This is a genomic window from Pseudobdellovibrionaceae bacterium (genome assembly GCA_015163855.1).
Classification (GTDB): Bacteria; Bdellovibrionota; Bdellovibrionia; order Bdellovibrionales; family UBA1609; genus JAAOIH01.
Genome location: JAAOIK010000011.1, coordinates 1 through 19,374 on the forward strand (window position 1 = coordinate 1; position 19,374 = coordinate 19,374).

General features: G+C 35.1%; 16 protein-coding genes. 7 read left to right on the forward strand and 9 right to left on the reverse strand.

Going from position 1 to position 19,374, the window contains the following annotated elements; genetic code table 11:
* Positions 1–4: 4 nt before the first annotated feature.
* From HAW63_01680 to HAW63_01695, 4 genes are all read right to left on the reverse strand, one after another.
* Positions 5–2,074, reverse strand: coding sequence for a hypothetical protein (locus HAW63_01680; GenBank protein ID MBE8162680.1), 2,070 nt, complete (start codon positions 2,072–2,074; stop codon positions 5–7).
* 141 nt (positions 2,075–2,215) lie between these two features.
* A complete protein-coding gene (locus HAW63_01685) occupies positions 2,216–3,268 on the reverse strand; it encodes an aspartate-semialdehyde dehydrogenase (protein MBE8162681.1) in 1,053 nt (350 codons plus the stop codon).
* On the reverse strand, positions 3,259–4,011 hold the full coding sequence (pssA, locus tag HAW63_01690) for a CDP-diacylglycerol--serine O-phosphatidyltransferase (GenBank protein ID MBE8162682.1): 753 nt from the start codon (positions 4,009–4,011) through the stop codon (positions 3,259–3,261). Before pssA ends, HAW63_01685 begins: the two co-directional genes overlap by 10 nt.
* A 15-nt stretch (positions 4,012–4,026) precedes the next feature.
* Complete coding sequence (locus HAW63_01695) at positions 4,027–4,641, reverse strand: hypothetical protein (GenBank protein ID MBE8162683.1); 615 nt, start codon at positions 4,639–4,641, stop codon at positions 4,027–4,029.
* 301 nt (positions 4,642–4,942) lie between these two features.
* Between HAW63_01695 and HAW63_01700 the strand changes: the two genes are divergently transcribed.
* On the forward strand, positions 4,943–5,614 hold the full coding sequence (locus HAW63_01700) for a thioredoxin domain-containing protein (GenBank protein MBE8162684.1): 672 nt from the start codon (positions 4,943–4,945) through the stop codon (positions 5,612–5,614).
* 105 nt (positions 5,615–5,719) lie between these two features.
* On the opposite strand, the gene HAW63_01705 is transcribed toward HAW63_01700, so the two are convergent.
* Positions 5,720–6,544, reverse strand: a complete 825-nt coding sequence (locus tag HAW63_01705) for a DNA/RNA nuclease SfsA (GenBank protein ID MBE8162685.1) — start codon at positions 6,542–6,544, stop codon at positions 5,720–5,722.
* 84 nt (positions 6,545–6,628) lie between these two features.
* Here HAW63_01705 and lipA point away from each other — a divergent pair, with 84 nt between their 5' ends.
* From lipA to lipB, 4 genes are read left to right on the forward strand one after another with little or no spacing between them, the layout of a single operon-like run.
* Positions 6,629–7,537 carry a lipoyl synthase gene (lipA, locus tag HAW63_01710; protein ID MBE8162686.1) on the forward strand — a complete coding sequence of 303 codons (909 nt, stop codon included), beginning with the start codon at positions 6,629–6,631 and terminating at the stop codon, positions 7,535–7,537.
* 9 nt (positions 7,538–7,546) lie between these two features.
* Positions 7,547–8,863 (forward strand): 2-oxo acid dehydrogenase subunit E2, encoded by a 1,317-nt coding sequence (locus tag HAW63_01715; GenBank protein MBE8162687.1) that lies wholly within the window; start codon positions 7,547–7,549, stop codon positions 8,861–8,863.
* Positions 8,864–8,917: 54 nt separating this feature from the next.
* A complete protein-coding gene (lpdA, locus tag HAW63_01720; GenBank protein ID MBE8162688.1) occupies positions 8,918–10,339 on the forward strand; it encodes a dihydrolipoyl dehydrogenase in 1,422 nt (473 codons plus the stop codon).
* A 5-nt stretch (positions 10,340–10,344) separates the two neighbouring features.
* The gene (lipB, locus tag HAW63_01725) at positions 10,345–11,034 is read left to right on the forward strand and encodes a lipoyl(octanoyl) transferase LipB (protein ID MBE8162689.1); all 690 of its coding nucleotides are present in this window, start codon (positions 10,345–10,347) and stop codon (positions 11,032–11,034) included.
* Positions 11,035–11,067: 33 nt separating this feature from the next.
* Here lipB and HAW63_01730 read toward each other — a convergent pair whose 3' ends face one another.
* From HAW63_01730 to HAW63_01740, 3 genes are all read right to left on the reverse strand, one after another.
* On the reverse strand, positions 11,068–11,889 hold the full coding sequence (locus tag HAW63_01730) for a hypothetical protein (protein ID MBE8162690.1): 822 nt from the start codon (positions 11,887–11,889) through the stop codon (positions 11,068–11,070).
* 97 nt (positions 11,890–11,986) lie between these two features.
* On the reverse strand, positions 11,987–13,393 hold the full coding sequence (locus HAW63_01735) for a sigma-54-dependent Fis family transcriptional regulator (protein MBE8162691.1): 1,407 nt from the start codon (positions 13,391–13,393) through the stop codon (positions 11,987–11,989).
* A 194-nt stretch (positions 13,394–13,587) separates the two neighbouring features.
* A complete protein-coding gene (locus HAW63_01740) occupies positions 13,588–14,553 on the reverse strand; it encodes a hypothetical protein (protein MBE8162692.1) in 966 nt (321 codons plus the stop codon).
* Between the two features lie 66 nt (positions 14,554–14,619).
* Here HAW63_01740 and glmU point away from each other — a divergent pair, with 66 nt between their 5' ends.
* Positions 14,620–15,990, forward strand: a complete 1,371-nt coding sequence (gene glmU, locus HAW63_01745) for a UDP-N-acetylglucosamine diphosphorylase/glucosamine-1-phosphate N-acetyltransferase (GenBank protein ID MBE8162693.1) — start codon at positions 14,620–14,622, stop codon at positions 15,988–15,990.
* An 8-nt stretch (positions 15,991–15,998) separates the two neighbouring features.
* Positions 15,999–17,858 carry a glutamine--fructose-6-phosphate transaminase (isomerizing) gene (gene glmS / locus HAW63_01750; GenBank protein MBE8162694.1) on the forward strand — a complete coding sequence of 620 codons (1,860 nt, stop codon included), beginning with the start codon at positions 15,999–16,001 and terminating at the stop codon, positions 17,856–17,858.
* Positions 17,859–17,957: 99 nt separating this feature from the next.
* Here the strand turns inward: glmS and HAW63_01755 are convergent, their stop codons facing one another.
* Complete coding sequence (locus HAW63_01755) at positions 17,958–19,331, reverse strand: methylenetetrahydrofolate--tRNA-(uracil(54)-C(5))-methyltransferase (FADH(2)-oxidizing) TrmFO (GenBank protein ID MBE8162695.1); 1,374 nt, start codon at positions 19,329–19,331, stop codon at positions 17,958–17,960.
* Positions 19,332–19,374 lie beyond the last annotated feature (43 nt).

Consider the following 19,374-nt stretch of genomic DNA (forward strand, 5'->3'; position numbering starts at 1 on the left):
CGTTTTAAAAACCCAGAGTTAATCCAGCACTAATCATGTTATTAGAAAGATCAAACTTTTTAGATAAACTTTTATACACTTTATATTCGGCAAAAATAAAAAAGCTATGCATGTTATAGTCATTTTTTAATTCTTTTTTAGAGCTACTCCAGTTCATCATATTAATGCCTAGGCCAGCAGCAATATGGCTGGCAGGGGCTAAGGCTAATTTTATTTTTGCGCCACTACTTTGTGGGCTTTCTACTATTCCAAAGGCAGTGATACCTCCCTTAATATAGGGGCTGATAACTGGGTTAGAACTGTATTGAAATCGATAAATTAAAGAAGCGTGGTTAGGAATTAAAAGAAATAGTAATTTTTCGTGCGACCTTTCTGAGCGGGTATTTTCTTTAAGGCCAGGGGCGGTGGTTGCCATAAAACCACTGCCTATGTCAAAGGACAGTAAACCAAAAGAGGAAGAAATATTTTTTTCATAACTAAGCAACAGCATAAAATGTTTAGAAGACCCGTAAACGTCAGAATAAGAAGCTTTGTCTCCTCTTAATTTTAAAGGTGTGAAGGGGCCTATTTGAAAAGAGTAAAATTCATATTTAGCAGAGGGGTACTGCGAGCTAAGTTTTAAATAATTATTTTTTTTTTCGTAAGTGGCTGTTTGTGCTTTAACTTTTTGCAAGCCTTGGGTAAAAAAACAAGTAAATAGTAATAAAGATAGTATCGAGCTTGTTTGTCGGCGTTTAAAAAAACGGGTTGCAATAATTAGTAATAAAAAAATACCAATAAAAAATAAGAAATAAGAAAGGTGTAAACTAATCCAAGCTAAAACAGCTAAAGGCGTAAGAAGTAAGCCAGTAAATATTTTTAATACAGGGTATTTTTGTAAAACTAAACTCCCTTGAGACCCCCACTTATAATATTGCTTAGTTAGCCAAATACCAGATTTAAATTTTAATAAAACAGCATTTCTAAACTCTCTAAATAGTTTAACTAACATGGCTTGGTTAGACCCATAGGTGGCGGTAGTTATAAAACAGTTTAAGTCTTTACTTAATATTCCCACCACTCCAGAAGGTTTAGTGCAGTAGGGGCAAGAATCACACTGGCTAGCAGTTAATTGACCAGTTCCTCCACAGGCCTTTTGAATTTGTTCATCAGAGGTAATAAATGCAATATTTTTTGCCTCGTCCATTACGGCTACTCTAAAATAGTATTGAATATTATTTTTAAGTGGGCCGATAATAGACTCTTCTTCTACCGTAGTGCTAATAGAAACCTCTACATTATTAGATAAGGGGGTAACTTTTTGAAAGCCTTCAGAAGAGTAAAACACTTTTAATGTATTAAAAACACTGCCTTTCCAATTAGGAAATTGGCTACTCGATTTAATGTGACCGATAAAGACTTTTTCATTTCCTGAAAATACTTTAAAATCACAAACTCCCGCCTTAGAACAATCTATGCTGCTAAGGTTGGCCTCTTGATCTTTGTTGGGGTTTTGAATTTTAATAGTAACAAAACCACCTTCTTGATTATTTATTTTTCCATCTTCATTAGAATCAATTCCTACTTTTATTAAAATAATTCCTGGCGATTCGTTACAAAACCCAGTTCCGCTAATAGCACATAGTTCGGTCCAATCTATGTAAACCTTTGTCAGTTGATTGGGTTCTACAAAGGCATTTGTATTTTCACGAAAAGCGCTTTGTTCAATTTCGACTCCATGTTCTGTAGTTACCAGTATAGGCCCTGGTGCGGGAGCGCTATTGACATAAAAAGCAATACCCAATAGTAAATTGTCAGAAATACGATTAGCATTGCAAGACTGCAAGGATGCTGTGCAACTGTTACAGGTGTTTAGTAATTCTCCAAAGCTATTGCCACCGTCGCTGTCGTCGTCATTTTGAGTAACACACTCCGACCCGCTATCGCTATGATTAAAGGCGGTGCCACCAAAAATAGTAACATTTTTATTTTTATCAATCAGAAGGCTAGAGGCTCCGGTAGTATTTTTCGTTACAAATAATTGTGCCTGAGCTATTTGCGGAAATAACAAACAAAAAAACCATAAGAGTTTCATAGTTTATTATGTGCATAGAGGGGTAATTTTGTCAAAAAAAGTCAGCGAAGTTAGAAGGGAAAAGTAGCCCTATTGCTCAGGCATCCCTTTCTGGGGGGTGAGGGGTTTTTTTGGTAGGGTGAGGGCTGAGTCGCAATAGGGCTACTTTGCCCTTCTAACTTCACTGATTTTTTTTGCTATTTGTACTGCATTTAAAGCAGCGCCTTTAAGGGTGTTGTCGCTGGTGATCCAAAGTAGCCACGAGTGGGGGTTGTTGGGGTTTCTTCTAATGCGGCTAATAAAAATGTTTGGTTTTTGATGGGCAAGATGGGTTAGAGGAATGTTTTTTTTCACTATGCTTATGTTTTTGTCTTTGCTGAGCATTTTTAACAGCTGTGCTTTGGTTATTTTTTTATTTAGTTCTATCCACACAGCTTCGCCGTGAGTATTTAGCGTGGGTACTCGAATGGCAAAGGCGCTAATGTTTAAGCGGGGGCTTTGTAGTATTCTTCGACTTTCGTTAATGATTTTTTCCTCTTCCTCAGAAAAGTTTTGTGCGTTTACTTTTCCGATACTGGGTAACAGGTTAAATGCTAAAGCGGTTTTTTTTGGAAAGCAAATATCACTTAATTTTAAATGGGCTTTGTGTTGCAAAAGGTTTTTTGTAATGGCGTAGGATTCAGTAATTAATTGCAACAAATATTTTTTTCCAGCACCACTAATGGATTGGTAGGTGGCCACTTGTAAAGATTTTATTCCCACTTGTTTTTTTAAGTGATGAATGGCGGCAACTAATTGTATTGTAGAGCAGTTAGGGTTAGCAATAATGTTTTTTTTATTAAGGTTTAGTTGATGAAAATTTACCTCGGGAACAATTAAGGGAACACTGTTTTTTTTGCGAAATGCCGAAGAATTATCAATAACCCATGCACCATTTTTTTTAGCAACAGGAGCCCATGCCTTACTTATTTTAGATCCTGCAGAAAAAAATACAAAATCTAAGTTTTCTAAATTTTTTTTTGATAATTGGTAAATAGGGTAGTATTTTTTATTCCAAAGTATTTTCTTTCCTGCATTTTTTTTTGATGCAAATAATTTTAGTTCTGATATGGAAAATTTTTCATCTTTCAATACATTTAAAAAACTATTTCCCACTAAACCAGTGGCTCCAACTAAGCCTACACGATACAAAGGTTGTGATTTTTTTAATGACATTCGGTTGTGGTTGGCTTTGTTTTATTTTGTAATATTTTTTTCCCCGTGTGCAGGGCCCCAAAAACAATTCCTAAAATGGTGTACAGTAAAAAAAAGCAAAAAAGCATAATTTCCGGAGAATAACTAATAGCAATAATTAAAAGAATAAAAAAGGCTAAATAGCGTGCAGGCCATTTTTTTTTAAAATCTACATCTTTAAAATTGCGATACTTGATATTGCTAATCATTACCACTCCCAACAGAAAACATAATATTAAACTAGGAATAGCAGTATTTAACTGTAGAGCAAAGTCCATAGTGAGTTTGTGGTAGGCTAGCACTGCACTGGCCACAATTCCTGCAGCAAGAGGAATGGGCAATCCTCGAAAGTGTTTAGAGCCTTCGGGCTCTTCTTTTACATTAAAACGAGCTAGGCGAATAGCTCCACAAGCCACTAAAAAAAAACAGCTTAACCAGCCAAATCTTCCTATTTGATGTAAGGAAAGTTGATACAAAAGTAAACTAGGGGCAATGCCAAAGCTAACTAAGTCGCATAAAGAGTCGTACTCTGCTCCAAAGGCCGATGTGGACTTGGTAAGCCGTGCTATTCGACCATCCAATAAGTCAAAAAAAGCGGCTACAATAATAGCATAAGCAGCAACAACAAAATGATTTTGTATAGAATAAATTACCGATAAAAAACCGGCAAATAAATTTAAAGTGGTTAAGGCGTTTGGAAGTATATATAAAGTTTTAGAATTCATTTTTATTTTTACCCATTAAATATTAAACAAGGAAAATATTCCCCATAAACCTACAGAGCTTAACACAGGAATTACAAAATTATCATCTATTTTAAAGTTTAAGCTTTCAGAAAGAGTAGCTACTAAAGCCGAAAGAATACTAACTATTAATAAGCGATCTAGCATTAAAGCATTTACGGAAAAATAAAGAAGCGATAAAAAAAAAGCAGATAAAAAACTGGCAATGCACCCGTGCAGGCTAGCGTTGGCAGATATTTTATGGTTTTTTCCATATAAAATACCAAAAAAACTAGCGATGGGGTCTACAAAAGCTAAAAATAATATGGCCAGTGTGTTTATTTGGTGGTTGAACAAGCTAGTAGAGATAAGTATTCCAAAGAGAGTGTAGCTAATACCCGAAAGTTGTGTTTGTTCATAATCTCTAATAACAGGTTTAAAAAAAACGATGCCAATTTTTTGTAATTTTTTAGAGTAACGCTTACAAAAGTCTACACTGATAAAAAGAATGGTAGCGGTAAATAAATACTGCGCAAATACAGGGTAGCGAAGGTACTCATACCCTGCTAAAATTACTAATGTTCCAAAAAGATGGAAAAATTTTCTTTGTATTCCGAGTTCTGTTCTATTCATACATACACACTAAATTAAAAGTTCTTTTTTAACTTTATATAGGCAAAAGAGTTCTTAAGCCACAGTAAATATTGCAACGCATTAATTGCTGTGAATTTTGAAAAGCATTGAATAAATTGAGTAAGTAGAAAACTTTTGACTCTTTTTTTAAAAAAGGGTCTACTTTCAAGGTATATTAATAGGCCGTAAAGTGAGAATAAATACAGGAGAGATTATGAAATATGGAATTTTAGCAATAGCTTTATTTTTAGGAGCTTGTAGTGGAATAGTAGAAAACACTTTAAAAAATAACCCAGAAATCGTGTTTAAAGTTATTGAAAACAACCCTAAGCAATTTATGGATTCGGTAAACAAGGCGGTTCGTTCTGCAAGAGCTGTGGCTCGAAAAGAAGCAGAGGGCAAGAAAGCCAATCAAAAAGCAAAAGAATTTGCTAATCCTAAAAAACCAGTATTAGGCAAGGATAGAGTTTATTTTGGAAACCCTTCGGCGCCGATTACTATTGTTGAATATTCTGATTTTCAATGCCCTTACTGCTCTAAAGGTTATAGAACTATGAAAATTTTAGAAAAAAAATATGGAAAAAAATTGCGCATACTATACAAGCATTTGCCTTTAGACGAATTACATCCTCACGCGCGAATGGCGGCTCGGTTTTTTGAAGCTATTGGAATGCAAAGTGCAGCAAAGGCGGAGAAGTTTCATGACACTTTGTTTGCCAATCAATCTAGTATTAGAAAGGGAAAATCTTATTTAATAAAAGTGACCAAGCAAGTGGGTGCCAATGTGGCTAAAGTGTTAAAAGATATTAATTCTAATAAAGTGAAAAGCCGAATTAAAGCAGACATGGCAGAAGCTCGTAAGTTTGGTTTTGGAGGAACTCCTGCTTTTGTAATTAATGGAGTATCTTTAGCAGGAGCTTACCCAGCCCCTGCGTTTATTTCTATTATTGAAAAACATTTAAAAAGCAAATAGTCGCTGATTAAAAGTTATTGGCTATAAAAATAAAAGCCTCAGATGCGTTTGCCCCAAAGGGCGTCAGCATCTGAGGCTTTTATTTTTATAGCCACTTTTAAACCACTACCAAATTATTTTTAAAGGCTTTGTGGTGTTTAGGCAAATTTCATTTGGGTTTAATAGGCAGGGAAAAGCGCTTACTTTTAAACATTGGTCGTAAGCAGCTTTTAAGGCTTGGCTGTACTGAGGGTCAATGTCTTTAGCCGGCTGAAAAGAATGGCAATCACTGCGCTGAACCACAAATACCATTTCTACAGTGTGCCCTTGTTTTTGTAATTCTAATAATTCTTTAATATGTTTTAGTCCCCGGGTGGTTTTTGCATCAGGAAAACTGGCAATACTATTTTTTGCCATGCTTACATTTTTAACTTCAATAAAATGAAACTTTTCTTCGTGTAACCATTGTTGTTGCCAAGGTATTTTTTCTAAAAGTATTTTTTTAGATAAATTTTTGGTTAGTTTTAGTAAGCGCTCTTTATTTTTGTGAAAAACAAAATCTATTCTTGTGCCTTCGCTGACCTTTACTTCTCTTTGCCCCCATTGATAAGGGTAAAAAAAATCCATCTTGATTGGCTTTTGTTTTTGGTAGTTTTCCCATTGCTCCCATAGTAGGGAGTTAGCTAGGTGAGTGTTTACCCCCACCCAAGTGGCTTTTGCCTTTATCATTTGTAGGCTATATTTTAATTTTCTTTTTGGATCTTTAGAGTAAGAAAGTAAGGCCTTTTGAGGGCAAGCTTCCTTTTGTGTAAACACTTCCTTTAAACTTCCTGTATTAGCTATATGGGCGGTAACGGGAGTTTTTTGAGAGTCTAACAAAGTGCAATCCATAAAAAAGCGTTTGTATCTTTTTAAGCATTGTGCGGGGATTAGTGGGCTAAAAAATTTCATAAATAAAGGTATATAGTAAACCTACAAACTGGTCTATACAGTTTGTTTTGACAACTTGGCAGAAAGTCCTTTAGGGTAGCAAATATGATTAAAAAAACTCTTAAAAAACCCAATTGGCTTAAAGTTCCCATCCCTTCGGGAGAGCGATTTTCTAATATTAAAAAGTTAGCAGGATCTTTAAGTTTAGCTACAGTTTGCCAAGAGGCTCGTTGCCCTAATATCGGGGAGTGCTGGCAAGAGGGCACGGCGACCTTTATGGTTATGGGAGACACTTGTACTCGCGGTTGTCGTTTTTGTTCTGTTAAAACAGGTAACCCTAAGGGAGTTTTAGATCAGCAAGAGCCCCAAAAATTAGCTTATGCTATTCAAAGCATGGGGTTAAATTATGTAGTAGTTACTAGTGTAGATCGTGATGATTTAAATGACGGTGGTGCTCAACATTTTGCAAACTGCATTACAGAAACCAAAGCCTTAAACCCTAAAACATTAGTAGAAGTATTAACTTCTGACTTTGCGGGTTTTGAAAATAGTTTAAAAACAGTATTACAAGCAAGGCCAGATGTTTATGCCCATAATGTAGAAACAGTGGAACGCTTGCAGTCCGCTGTGCGTGACCCTAGAGCAAATTATAAACAATCTTTGCAGGCCTTAAAGTTTGCAGCAAAATTTAATAAAGGTCAGTTTACTAAATCTTCCATTATGTTAGGATTAGGAGAAACCGATGAAGAAGTGTTGCAAACTTTAAAAGATTTAAAAGCGGTTGGCTGTCAGTTTGTAACTTTAGGGCAGTATTTACAGCCAGCAAAACATAAATTATCTGTTCAAGAGTATGTTAGTGTAGAAAAATTTAATCACTGGAAGAGTGTTGCCGAAGATATGGGATTTTTATATGCAGCCAGTGGCCCGTTAGTAAGAAGCTCGTATCGCGCGGGTGAATTTTTTATGAAAAGTTTATTAAAGAAACAAAAAAAAGATTTAAACTGTTTGGTTTAAGGGGATAAAATGAGCAAAGAAAAAGTATTACTACCCGACTTAGGAGAAGGTGTTGAAGAGGGAGAATTGGTTCAGTGGTTGGTAAAGGTAGGAGACTCTATTGTGGAGGATCAAACTATTGCCGAAGTAATGACCGACAAAGCCACTATGGAAGTTCCCACAGCAGTGGCAGGAGTGGTAACTTCTTTAAATGCTAAAGAAGGGGATGTTTTGCATGTGGGTTCTTTGATGATAGAATTAAATGGCTCTGCAAAAGCCACTACTAAAACATCTACATCAAAAAAAGGAACAGCTACTGCTTCTGCTGTAGTGGATCATCAACCAAAAGTGGTTAACTCTGTTAAAGGTATAGAAGAAAAAAGCAAAGATGCTGTGATGGTTAACGAAAGCCCATCTTCGGTTATCGCCCAAGAAGAAAGAAAAGGTATTTTTCCTCCTCCTGTTGCAGGGCATGTGTTAGCAGCGCCCTCTACTCGAAAATTAGCCCGTGATAATAATGTAGATTTAAATAAAGTTGTGGGAAGTGGTTTGGCAGGAAGAATTACTCGAGAAGATGTAATAAACTTTTTTAGCGCGGGCAAAGGAGCGGCGACTTTTAAAAGTGTAGACTTGTCTCAAGCGGTAGAAGCAGAAGAGCGAGTTCCTTTGCGAGGCATTCGTCGTAAAATTGCAGAGCAAATGCAAAAAACCAAACACACAGTTCCTCACTTTACTTTAATGGATCAGGTGGGAGTAGATTCTTTAGTGTCTTTAAGAACCGAGTTAAAAGATTGGGGATTAAAAAAGCACGCTACAAAAATTACTTACCTGCCCTTTGTAATAAAAGCTTTAGTGGCTTCTTTAAAAGCTTTTCCTGAATTTAACGCTTCTATTGATGATCAAAAAGAAGAAATTGTTTACAAAAAACATTTTCATATTGCTTTTGCGGCCGACACACCTAATGGGTTACTAGTTCCAGTTATTAAACATGCCGATAAAAAAAATATTGTGCAGTTAAGCCAAGAAATTACTACTTTAGCTGTTAAAGCTCGCGAAGGAAAATTATCTAGAAGCGAAATGACAGGGGCTACTATGACGATCACTAATATTGGTTCGGTGGGGGGCACTTATGCTACACCCATTATTAACCACCCCGAAGTGGCTATCTTAGGAATGTATAAAATGACCGATCAGCCCAAGTGGGAAAATGCTTCTTGGGTTAGAGAAAAAGTCATGAACTACACAATTACTTGTGACCATCGTTTAATTGACGGAGCAAAAGCGGCACAATTTTTAAAATTTTTCTTAGATAAAATAGCCTCGCCAAGCAGTTTATTATTAGAGTAAAGGCTGTTTACTTAAAAACATTTTTTAAGTAAGAATAGTAAAGGAGATAAAACAGTGAAAGAAAAATGGGATGTATGTATTATTGGTTCAGGCCCTGGCGGATATGTGTGTGCTATTCGTGCAGCACAATTGGGGCTGAAGGTTGTTATAGTAGAAAAATCTGCTGTGGGAGGAGTTTGTTTAAATGTGGGTTGCATTCCCTCAAAGGCCATGATTACAGCCGCGCATTTTTTACATCGCGCTAAACACGATGCTCCGCAAATGGGTTTTAATATTCCAAAAATAGATTTAAATTTTAAAAAATTAAAATCTTGGAAAGATTCGGTATGCGACAGAATGTCTAAAGGGGTTAATCAATTACTTTCGGGAAACAAAGTGACTCTTATTAAAGGAGAAGCTAGTTTTACAGACTCTAAAAAATTAAATGTGAAAATTTCTAAAAAAGAAACAGTAACTATTACTGCAAAAAACTTTGTAGTAGCTACAGGCTCAACTCCCATAGAAATACCAGGTTTTTCCATTGATGAAAAAAATGTTTTATCTTCCAGCGGAGCTTTGGATTTAGAAAAAATTCCAAAATCTTTAGTTGTTGTTGGAGGTGGGTATATTGGTTTAGAAATTGGTTCGTATTTGCAAAAATTAGGAACCAAGGTTTCTGTTTTAGAAGCAGGCGATGTACTTTTAAAATCTGTAGCCGATAAAGACTGCGTAAAAGTTTTACAAAGAAGTTTAAAAAAATCAGGAATAGATTTACATTTAAGTGCTTTTGCAAAATCTTTTAAAAAACAAGGAAAAGACTTAGAAGTTTCTTTTTCTCAAGAGGGAAAAACAAAAAAAATTAAAGCAGAAAAGATTTTATTAACTGTGGGAAGAAAACCTAGAGTGAATGAAATGAATTTAAAAAAAATAGGTTTATTAATAGCCGACCATGGCGGATTAGCGGTGGACTCTCAGTGCAGAACAAACATCACTAATATTTTTGCCATTGGTGACATTTCTCAACCCCCTTTGTTAGCTCACAAAGCGTCTTATGAAGGAGTGGTAGTGGCCGAAGTTTTAGCAGGAAAAAACAGCATTTATAATCCAAAAGTGATACCTTCAGTTATGTTTGTTTCGCCAGAAATTGCCTCGGTAGGCATGAGCGAAGCAGAAGCTATACAGAAAGGTTACGAAATTACCGTGGGAAGTTTTCCTTTTGCAGCTAATGGCAGGGCGGTTTCTTTAATGGAAACAGAAGGTTTGGTTAAAATGGTATCAGAAAAAAGCACGCATATTATTTTGGGTGTGCATATTGTTGGCCCCGAAGCTAGTCAGTTAATTTCCGAAGCCAGTATTGCCATAGAAATGGGAGCTAGAGTAGAAGACTTTACACAAACTATACACCCTCACCCCACTTTATCAGAACCCATCATGGAAGCTGCAGAAGCTAGTCTTGGGCACGCTATTCACATTATTCAAACCCCTTTAAGAAAATAAGTCTTTTGAATCCGGTTAATTTTAATAAAGAAGGTTCACAGGCTCTTTTGCATTTTGAGGATTGGGGGTTAGTTAATTACGACACTGCGGTTAATCGACAATTACAATATGTTGAAGAAATTCTTTTAGGAACTCGCCCCGAAACCATTATTTTTTGCTCCCATCCTCCTTTAGTAAGTTTAGGAAGGGGAACGAAAAAAGAAGATCTTGTGTCTTGGAAGGGGCAAGTGGTGCAAAGCTCTCGAGGGGGGCGGGCCACTTATCACGGCCCTTCGCAAATTATAATTTACCCTTTAATTAATTTAAATAAAAAAAGACCGCATTTAAAAGAAAAAGATATTCATGCGTACTTAAGGTTGCTAGAAAAAATTTTAGTTAGCTCTTTAGAAAGCTTAGGCTATGTTGGTTTTTGTGGAAAGCTAGCCTTAAAAAAAAACACAGAAGGTTTAGAAAAAACGGGTTTATGGAAGGGGGAGTTAAAAGTGGCCTCCATTGGTATTGCTATTAAAAAATGGGTAAGTTATCACGGCATTGCTATTAACTACACAAAAGATAAGCAGGCCTTTACAGGAATTAAGGCTTGTGGCTATTTGTCAGACACAATAACCTCTTTAGAAGAAATAGAATCTAAGCTGGTTACAAAAGAGAATTTAATTAAAGCCTTGTCAGATAATTTTAATACCTTTTTACAATAACTATTTTTTAAGAAAGCTTGGGGTTTAAAATAATTAAGAAAGCTCGGGGGTTAAAAAAAAGTTTACTCTTAGTTGGTTAGGGGTAGATTGGTCGCATTTTTTTTTAAGCTGGTTAGCGCGCTCCCGCAAAGCATCGCGGTCTCTAGGGTCAATTCTATTTAAAGCGTCTTGGTAGTCTTTTTCTACTTGTTCTTTACACAAGGCTCTTGCTTGGTCGTCTTGAAAAACAGGAGACAAAGCAAGGGCTTCTTCGTCGCACAGGGGAGCGTTAGAGTTTTGTTCTTGGCGCCCATCATAAAGAGCTAAAATATTATAAGTTTCTGTTTTATATTTTTGCGTAGCACTATGAATAGAAAAACGGATTTGGCAAATTTTTTCATTGTCTACTAAATTTACTGTGGCGGTGTTTGTTGTTTGGTCGGGATGCAAAATTATTGCCGTTAAAGAGGTTTCTGTTTTTTTACTAAAAACCACTTTTTCTATGTCTAAGCCTGGGCAAGTTATAAAATTGTCTTGCTCGTCCAAGCAATCCACGGCCTCGGGGTATTTAAAAAAATTAGACTGTAATAAAACACTGCCAGAAACGTCAGGGTCATAGTCATTATAAAAATACAAGGATTGTCCCACTAAACGCTTAAAGGATTTTTTACAATCAATATTAGATTTATTGGGTTGTGAGGGTTCTCGAATAGGCCAATTTACTTTGCCTTCATTTAATGGACGACATTGAGCGGGTTTGTTTAAAAGGGATTTTAATGCATTTAACTGCTCGCTGTTAATTAGCGAAGCATTAAAGCTTTGCTGAGAGCAGGCTTGAAGAAAACAGAAAAAAATAGTTAGTGTAAACAGCTTCATCACAAGGTGATTTTACCATATATCGATAAATAATAATAAAATTTTAAAAAAGACTATAAAAAATACAATTTGTTTTATACAAAAAATACCAGCGAGATTACAATGATTTTGAGGGCGATATTAAGGGCGGTTTCGAAATTGAGGTATTAATCTGCATTTTTTTTATTTTTTCAATTAGGGTAGTTCTGTTCATCTGTAACAATTTTGCAGCTTGGTTTTTATTTCCTTCTGTCATTTTTAAAGCTTGGATTATCCATTGCGTTTCGTAATGTAAAATATGATTTTTTAAATCAAGACCTTCTTTGGGCATATTAATTTTTATACTACAGTATTCGTTTTTGTTTAAATATTCTGAGGGAAGGTGTTTTAGTAAAATCACAGAAGTGTTTTGTAAAACCACTAGCCTTTCTATTAAATTTTCTAGCTCCCTAATGTTTCCTGGCCAATGATGAGTCATTAGCTGTTTGATAACAGAAATGTGAATTTCTGTTTTAGGCTTATCGTACTGTTTTGCAAACTTAGTTAAAAAATAGTGAACTAAAAGGGGGATATCTGAGGTTCGTTTTTTTAAACTAGAAATATGTATAGGAACAACATTTAGTCTATAATATAAATCTTCTCTAAATTTCTTTTGTTTAATTGCTGTCTTTAAATTTATATGCGTGGCTGTTAAAATTCGTAAATTGGTTTTTATTTTTTTATTAGATCCTAGTGGTGAAAATTCTTTTTCTTGTAATACTCTTAGTAACTTTACTTGTAAGTTTAAAGGCATGTCTCCTATTTCATCTAACAATAGCGTGCCCCCTGTGGCTAACTCAAAAAGCCCTTTTCTGTCACGGTCCGCTCCTGTAAAGCTGCCTTTAGCGTGACCAAATAAGTTGCTTTCTAAAAGGTCTGGAGGAAGTGATGCGCAGTTAATAGCATAAAAATTTTTAGCTTTAAGGTTTTCGGGGTTATGAATATAACGAGCAATAAGTTCTTTTCCCGTCCCGTTTTTTCCAGTAATTAAAGTGGTGGTATTTACTTCAGAAAGCTTTTTAGCCAGCTCTAATATTTGCAAAATTTGAGGGCTATTACCAATAATAGGAATACTATTATTTTTTAAACTGGCTGTTAATTTGGTATTTTCTGTTTTTAAATCAATTTGATTAATTGCTTTATCAACAAGGCTAAGTAGCTCTTTTAAATGAAAAGGTTTTTTAATAAAATGAAAAGCTCCTCTTTTGGTGGACTCTATGGCTGCATCAATATCGGCATGCCCAGAAAGCATAATGCTTAAAGTGTTTGTGTTTTGAAGGTCAGATAAAATTTGAAAGCCATCATTGTCGGGTAAAAAAAGATCCACAAGGGCTAAGTCAAAATGCGTTTTTGTATAATTTTCTTTAGCCTCTTTATAGGTGCTAGTGGCGACAATTTTATATTGAGGGTTTTCTAAAGCTCTTTGTAGGGCAACAATTAAACTAGGGTCATCATCTACTAATAAAATGTGATACTGTTTCTTCATAGGCCCTTTGTTTAATTTTCTATTTTGTATAGAGGAAAAGTATTTTTATAGTAACGGATTTATAGTATTTTCTCTAAAAAAAAGTAAGAGACTGGACTGAAAAAAACCCATTGTCTAGTTTTTACAAATTAGTAATCTTTGCTTTGGCGTTTAAGATTTTTTTATATAAGACTTTGGTCTCGTTAGCGTTAAATCTATTTTTTCGCAAAAGACAGTAAATGTTTTATAATTTCTGAACATTTTAAAATGGCTTTTCGTATTTCTAATAAATCTTCTTTTAAAGGCGAAACTTCTTCGATTTGCTGTAAAACTAAATCGATATAAATTAACATACTACCCACGGGGTTATTAAGTTCGTGAGCAATGCTGCTACTAATTAGCCCTAACTCTACTTTTTGAGATTGTGTTAAAAGTTCTTTTTCTATTTTTTTTTGCTGACTAATATCACGAAAAAAATATAGCGAAATATCTTCTTGCGAATGAGTATTAATTTTAAAGTTTTGATTTAAAACCTCATAGTAATAAGTGGTGTTTTTTTCAAAATTAGTGTTTGTTTTATTTTTAACTCCCTGTATTTCAAAAACATTAAAATTGTTTTTCGCACTTTTGTTAATTATTTTATAATGTGCAAAGTGCGCTTTAAAAAACATTTCGAAAGCATCTGCTCCAATAAGTAAATCTTGAGTTTGTTTGCTATGCTCTAAGTATTTTTGATTAGCGGTATAAATTTTAGCCGTTTTATCGGTTAAACATAAAGGGGTAGATATACTATCAAAAATTAACTTCCATTGGTTAAATAATTCTTTTTTTTGCGACTTACTAAAAACTTTGGCAATAACAACATTAATTGATTTTTTTATTTTTTTTAAATGAAAAATATTTTCTTCGCTAAAGCCATTGCGTTTTAAAAATTTTAATCGTATTTTTTGCTTAGAATTTTGCAGGCTAAGATTAATGTAATAGGTAGACTTGGTATTTGCCAAATTATGCCCATCTAAAGAAATAGAAAAATTATCTAATGCAAAATAGTCGCAAAATACCTTATGAAAAGAAACCTCTAATTGTTTAAGGTTGCTTTCTGTAAAGCCAAGCAAAAAAAGGTTTTTTTCTAATAAAAACAAAGGGGTGAGGGTATAATCATTGTTAATATCGGCTGTCATGCTAGTAGGTTAGCAAAGAACTGCTTGTTTGCCTATAAGACAATTTTTTGTTATGAGTAACGGCATATGTCAAAAGTGGATTATAGCAAAGTGACCGTTATTATTTTAGCTGCAGGCAAGGGGACGCGAATGAAGTCTAACCTGCCGAAAGTATTGCATCCTGTAGCGGGGCTTCCTATTTTATATAGAACTTTAAACCAAGTAAAATCTTTAGGGGTAACCGATATTCGCGTAGTGCTTGGCTATGGCCAAAAATTAGTAGAGCCATTAGTAAATAATTTTAGAGCTAAGGTTTGTATACAAAAAGAACAAAAAGGAACAGCCGATGCGGTAAAGTCTGCTAACTTAAGCACTGCTCAAAAGACAGTGATTATTTTAAATGGAGACCATCCGTTTATTAAAGCACAAGAGTTAAGTGCTTTAATGAAAAAACACATTCAAGAAGAATCCGAATTTTCTGTTATTACTTCCATAGTAGACCAGCCTGGCGACAGAGGGCGCATGATTTATTTTGAAAATAAACCTAAAGCCATTGTAGAAGCCAAAGATGCTAGTGCAGAAACTTTAAAAATTAAAGAAGTAAATACAGGAATGTATATTACCCAATTAGCTATATTAGAAAAATTTTTACCAAAACTAAGCCTCCACGCAGGCTCTAAAGAATGGTACTTTACAGAAATTTTAAGTTTAGTTGTAGAAGCTAATCATAAAGTGGCTTTTTTAAAATCCTCTGAAGACTTAGCTTTTGGAGTAAACAGCCAAAAAGACTTAGCCATAGCTACTGGCAGAGCCTTTGAAAATAAAAACAAAGCTTTGATGGATAAGGGAGTGGTTATCTTAAATCCCGCCACTACTTTTATAGAAGAATTAGTGGAGGTTGGGGCAGGAACTGTTATTTATCCAGGGGTGCACTTAAAAGGGAAAACGGCCATTGGCTGCTTTTGTGTATTAGAGCCCAATGCTTTTATTCATTCTTCGGGTATTGAAAACAGTGTGCAAATAAAAATGGGGTCTTATATTGAAAGATCTTTAGTAAAAGAAAAAGCGATTATTGGCCCTTATGCTCACTTGCGCCCAGAAAGTCACATTGGAAAAGGGGCAAAGGTGGGAAACTTTGTAGAAACTAAAAAAGCCGTGTTGGGAGAAGGGGTAAAGGCTTCGCACTTAAGTTATTTAGGTGATGTTAGCATAGGTGCTAATACTAATATTGGTTGCGGGGTTGTAACTTGCAATTATACTTTAAAGAAAACTAAAGAAAAAACGACTATTGGAAGCAATGTATTTGTGGGTAGCAATACGCAATTAATTGCACCAGTTAATTTAGAGGACAATTCGTGTACGGCAGCAGGGTCTGTAATTAATAAAGATGTACCCAAAAACGCTTTGGCAGTAGCTAGGGCAAAACAAATTAATAAAGAAAATTTTAAAAAAAAGTAAAGGTTAATATGTGTGGAATTGTTGGCTGCCTTGGGGTAGAAAACTCTAAACAAGTTTTACTAGAAGGTTTAAAAGCTTTAGAGTATCGAGGTTATGATAGCTCGGGCATTGCTGTTTTTAATCACAAAGGTAGTCAGGTGGTAAGGGCCGTTGGAAAGTTAAATCAATTACAAAAAAAAGTAGCAACACAAGAAATATTGGGCAGTTATGGTATTGCACATACTCGCTGGGCCACTCATGGAGGGGTAGAAGAAAAAAATGCACACCCTCAAGTCGTGGGCTCTATTAGTATTGTGCATAATGGAATAATTGAAAACTATCGCCAACTGAAAGCCGATTTACTAAAAGAGGGTGCTGTATTTCAATCAGACACAGACACAGAGGTGATTGCACATTTACTAAATACTTATTACGAAAAAGAAAAATCTTTATTAATTGCCGTGCAAAAAGTAAAATTACTTTTACAAGGTTCGTTTGCATTATTAATTTCTTCTACTAAAGAGCCAGAAACTTTAGTGGCCTTAAAAAGTGGCCCACCTTTATTATTTGCTCAATCGGATAAATCGTATTTTTTTTCTAGCGACAGCTTAGCTTTTCAAAACTATGCTACTCAATTTTTCCCACTAGAGGATGGAGAAATTATAGAAGTTAAATCGGGTCAATTTTCTGTATTTCGCGACACCGATAAAAAGCTTAGCCAAAAAATAGATAATAAAAGTTTAAATTGGCTTCCTGTTTCTAAAAACCCACACTCTTTAAGCAAGCAGTCTTATAAACATTTTATGTTAAAAGAAATTTTTGAACAACCACAGGTAAGTGTTCAGGCCATTTCTCAATATATAGATCAAGATAAATTACAATTACTTTTGCCTTGTGATAAATTGCAAGAAAAAATAAAAGCCACTAAAAAAATTTTTATCATTGCTTGTGGAACTAGTTTTTACGCAGCCATGGAAGCTAAGTATTATATAGAAAAATTGGCAAAAATTTCTGTAGAGGTAGACACAGCTAGTGAATTTAGATATCGCCACACCCCAGTGGATACCAGCGATTTGGTTTTGCTTATTTCTCAAAGTGGAGAAACTGCAGATACTTTGTCGGTATTAAGGTTGCTAAAGAAAAACGGAGTTTCGGTTATTAGTTTATGTAACACAAAATCTTCTAGCATTGATCGAGAAAGTGATTTTTCTTATTATATGAATGCAGGTGTAGAGGTGGCAGTAGCTAGTACAAAGGCTTTTGTAAACTCATTAATTATTTTAAATATTTTTTCAGGGCAAATTGCAAAATTAAAAAATATTTTAAATGCTAAAGAAGAGGAATCTTTTGTTCGTTCTATGTTATCTTTACCTCGATTGCTTAGCCAAACATTAGATGCGGCAACGGCTATCAAAGACAAGGTGCAGTTTTTTAATAAACATAAAGGCTTTTTGTTTATGGGAAGAGGTTTTAGCTTTCCCATTAGTTTAGAAGGAGCATTAAAATTAAAAGAGCTGGTTTATTTACACGCAGAAGCGTACTCCTTTGGCGAAATGAAACATGGCCCTTTGGCGTTGATAGATAAAGACATGCTGGTTATTGCCCTTATTCCACAAGATGAATTTTACGAAAAATCTTTAAGTAATTTAGAAGAAGTGTGTGCTAGGGGAGCCGCTGTTTTTGGCATTGGTTCTGCAAAAGATACAGAGTTAATTCGCCTGTCTTGCGAGCATTTTTTATTACCCACTATTAAAGCCGATGCTTGCTGGTCTTTAAACCCTATTTTAGCTAGCATCCCTATGCAGCTGTTAGCCTATTATTTTTCTGATTACTTAGGCCACGATGTAGACCAGCCTAGAAATTTAGCAAAATCGGTTACTGTAGAATAAATAGAATAGCCATTTTTTTTAAGAGACATTTTTATACAATGCACTTCTTGCATATGCGCAATAATTTTCATAAAATTTTTTTACACTACAAAAAGGTTGTTATAAATTTTTTGCCCATTGATTAAAATAGTATTGTGCATTTTTAATTTGTAAGTCTCTTCGGGCTTGTTTATTTTTTCGTCCCTTTAGTTTTTGTTCTGTACTAAGTAAATTGCCTTGTAAACGAGCAATATCTTTTTCCGTAAGAGGTTTAAATAAAGAAAAATTAATGTTTGTAGGTTGAAAATGATCTTTATCTTCGGTAATTGCATTTAGTAATGCACCAAAGGCAGATTGTGGAGGAGGTGTGGTAAAAGAGTTTCCTTGGTCAATGGACAGGGCAGCTAGCAAACCCATGCAAGTGGATTCAAAATAGCCTTCTACTCCTGTAATTTGTCCTGCAAAAAATAATTGTGTGTCTGCCTTACTGCTTAAATTGGTATTTAATTTTTTAGGGCTGTTAATATACAAGTTACGATGAATACTTCCCAGTTTTAAAAAGTCGGCATTCTCTAAGCCAGGTATCATTTTAAAAATGCGTTTTTGTTCGGGGTAATTCATTTTTGTTTGAAAGCCCACCATGTTGTAAGCTGTTTTGTCTTTGTTTTCTGTACGCAGTTGTACTACAGCAAAAGGTTTTTCTTTGCTATGAGGGTTTGTTAAGCCTTTAGGAGAAAGGGGGCCAAAGCGCAAACTAAGGTCACCTCTACTAATAATAACTTCAATAGGCATGCAAGCGTCAAAGTAAGGTGTGTTTTCTATTAATTTTAAATCTTCTTTTTCAAAATTTTTAAAAGCTAAGGTGTCTGCTTTTTTAATTTCTTCAATAAGGTTAAAATATTCCTCTTTATTTAGGGGGCAATTAATATAATCTTTTTCTATGTCATCAAAGCGGTTTGCCAGCCAAACTTTATCCCAATTGATAGACTCTGCATCGACGATGGGGGCAATAGCATCAAAAAAATAAAGAGAGTCGGTGTTAAAGTGCTGGCTTAAAGCGGTTGCTAAATGCTTATTGGTTAGTGGGCCAGAGGCAATAACGGCGGGCCTTTTTAGCTCTTGCAAAGAAGAGATGGTTTTTTGCACAATAGTTATATTGGGATGTTTGTTTAGTTGGTTGGTAATTTCGTTAGCAAATTTTTGTCGATCCACGGCCAAGGCCATTCCTGCGGGAACTTGATGTTTTTTTGCAATTTTTAAGAGTAAAGAGTTTAGTTTTTCGGCTTCCCACTTTAATTGACCAGGGGCCGAATAGGTGGTTTGGCTACCAAAGGAGTTAGAGCAGACAAGCTCTGCAAAGTATTTAGTTTGATGAGCGGGGGTCATCTGTTGGTCTCTCATCTCATATAAGGTAACCTTGTAGCCTTTTTGGGCTAATTGAAAGGCACACTCACTGCCAGCAAGGCCTGCTCCCACTATGGATACTGTTTTCATGCCCATTCACCTTGTTTTATGGTTTTTGCATAGCAATAATTAT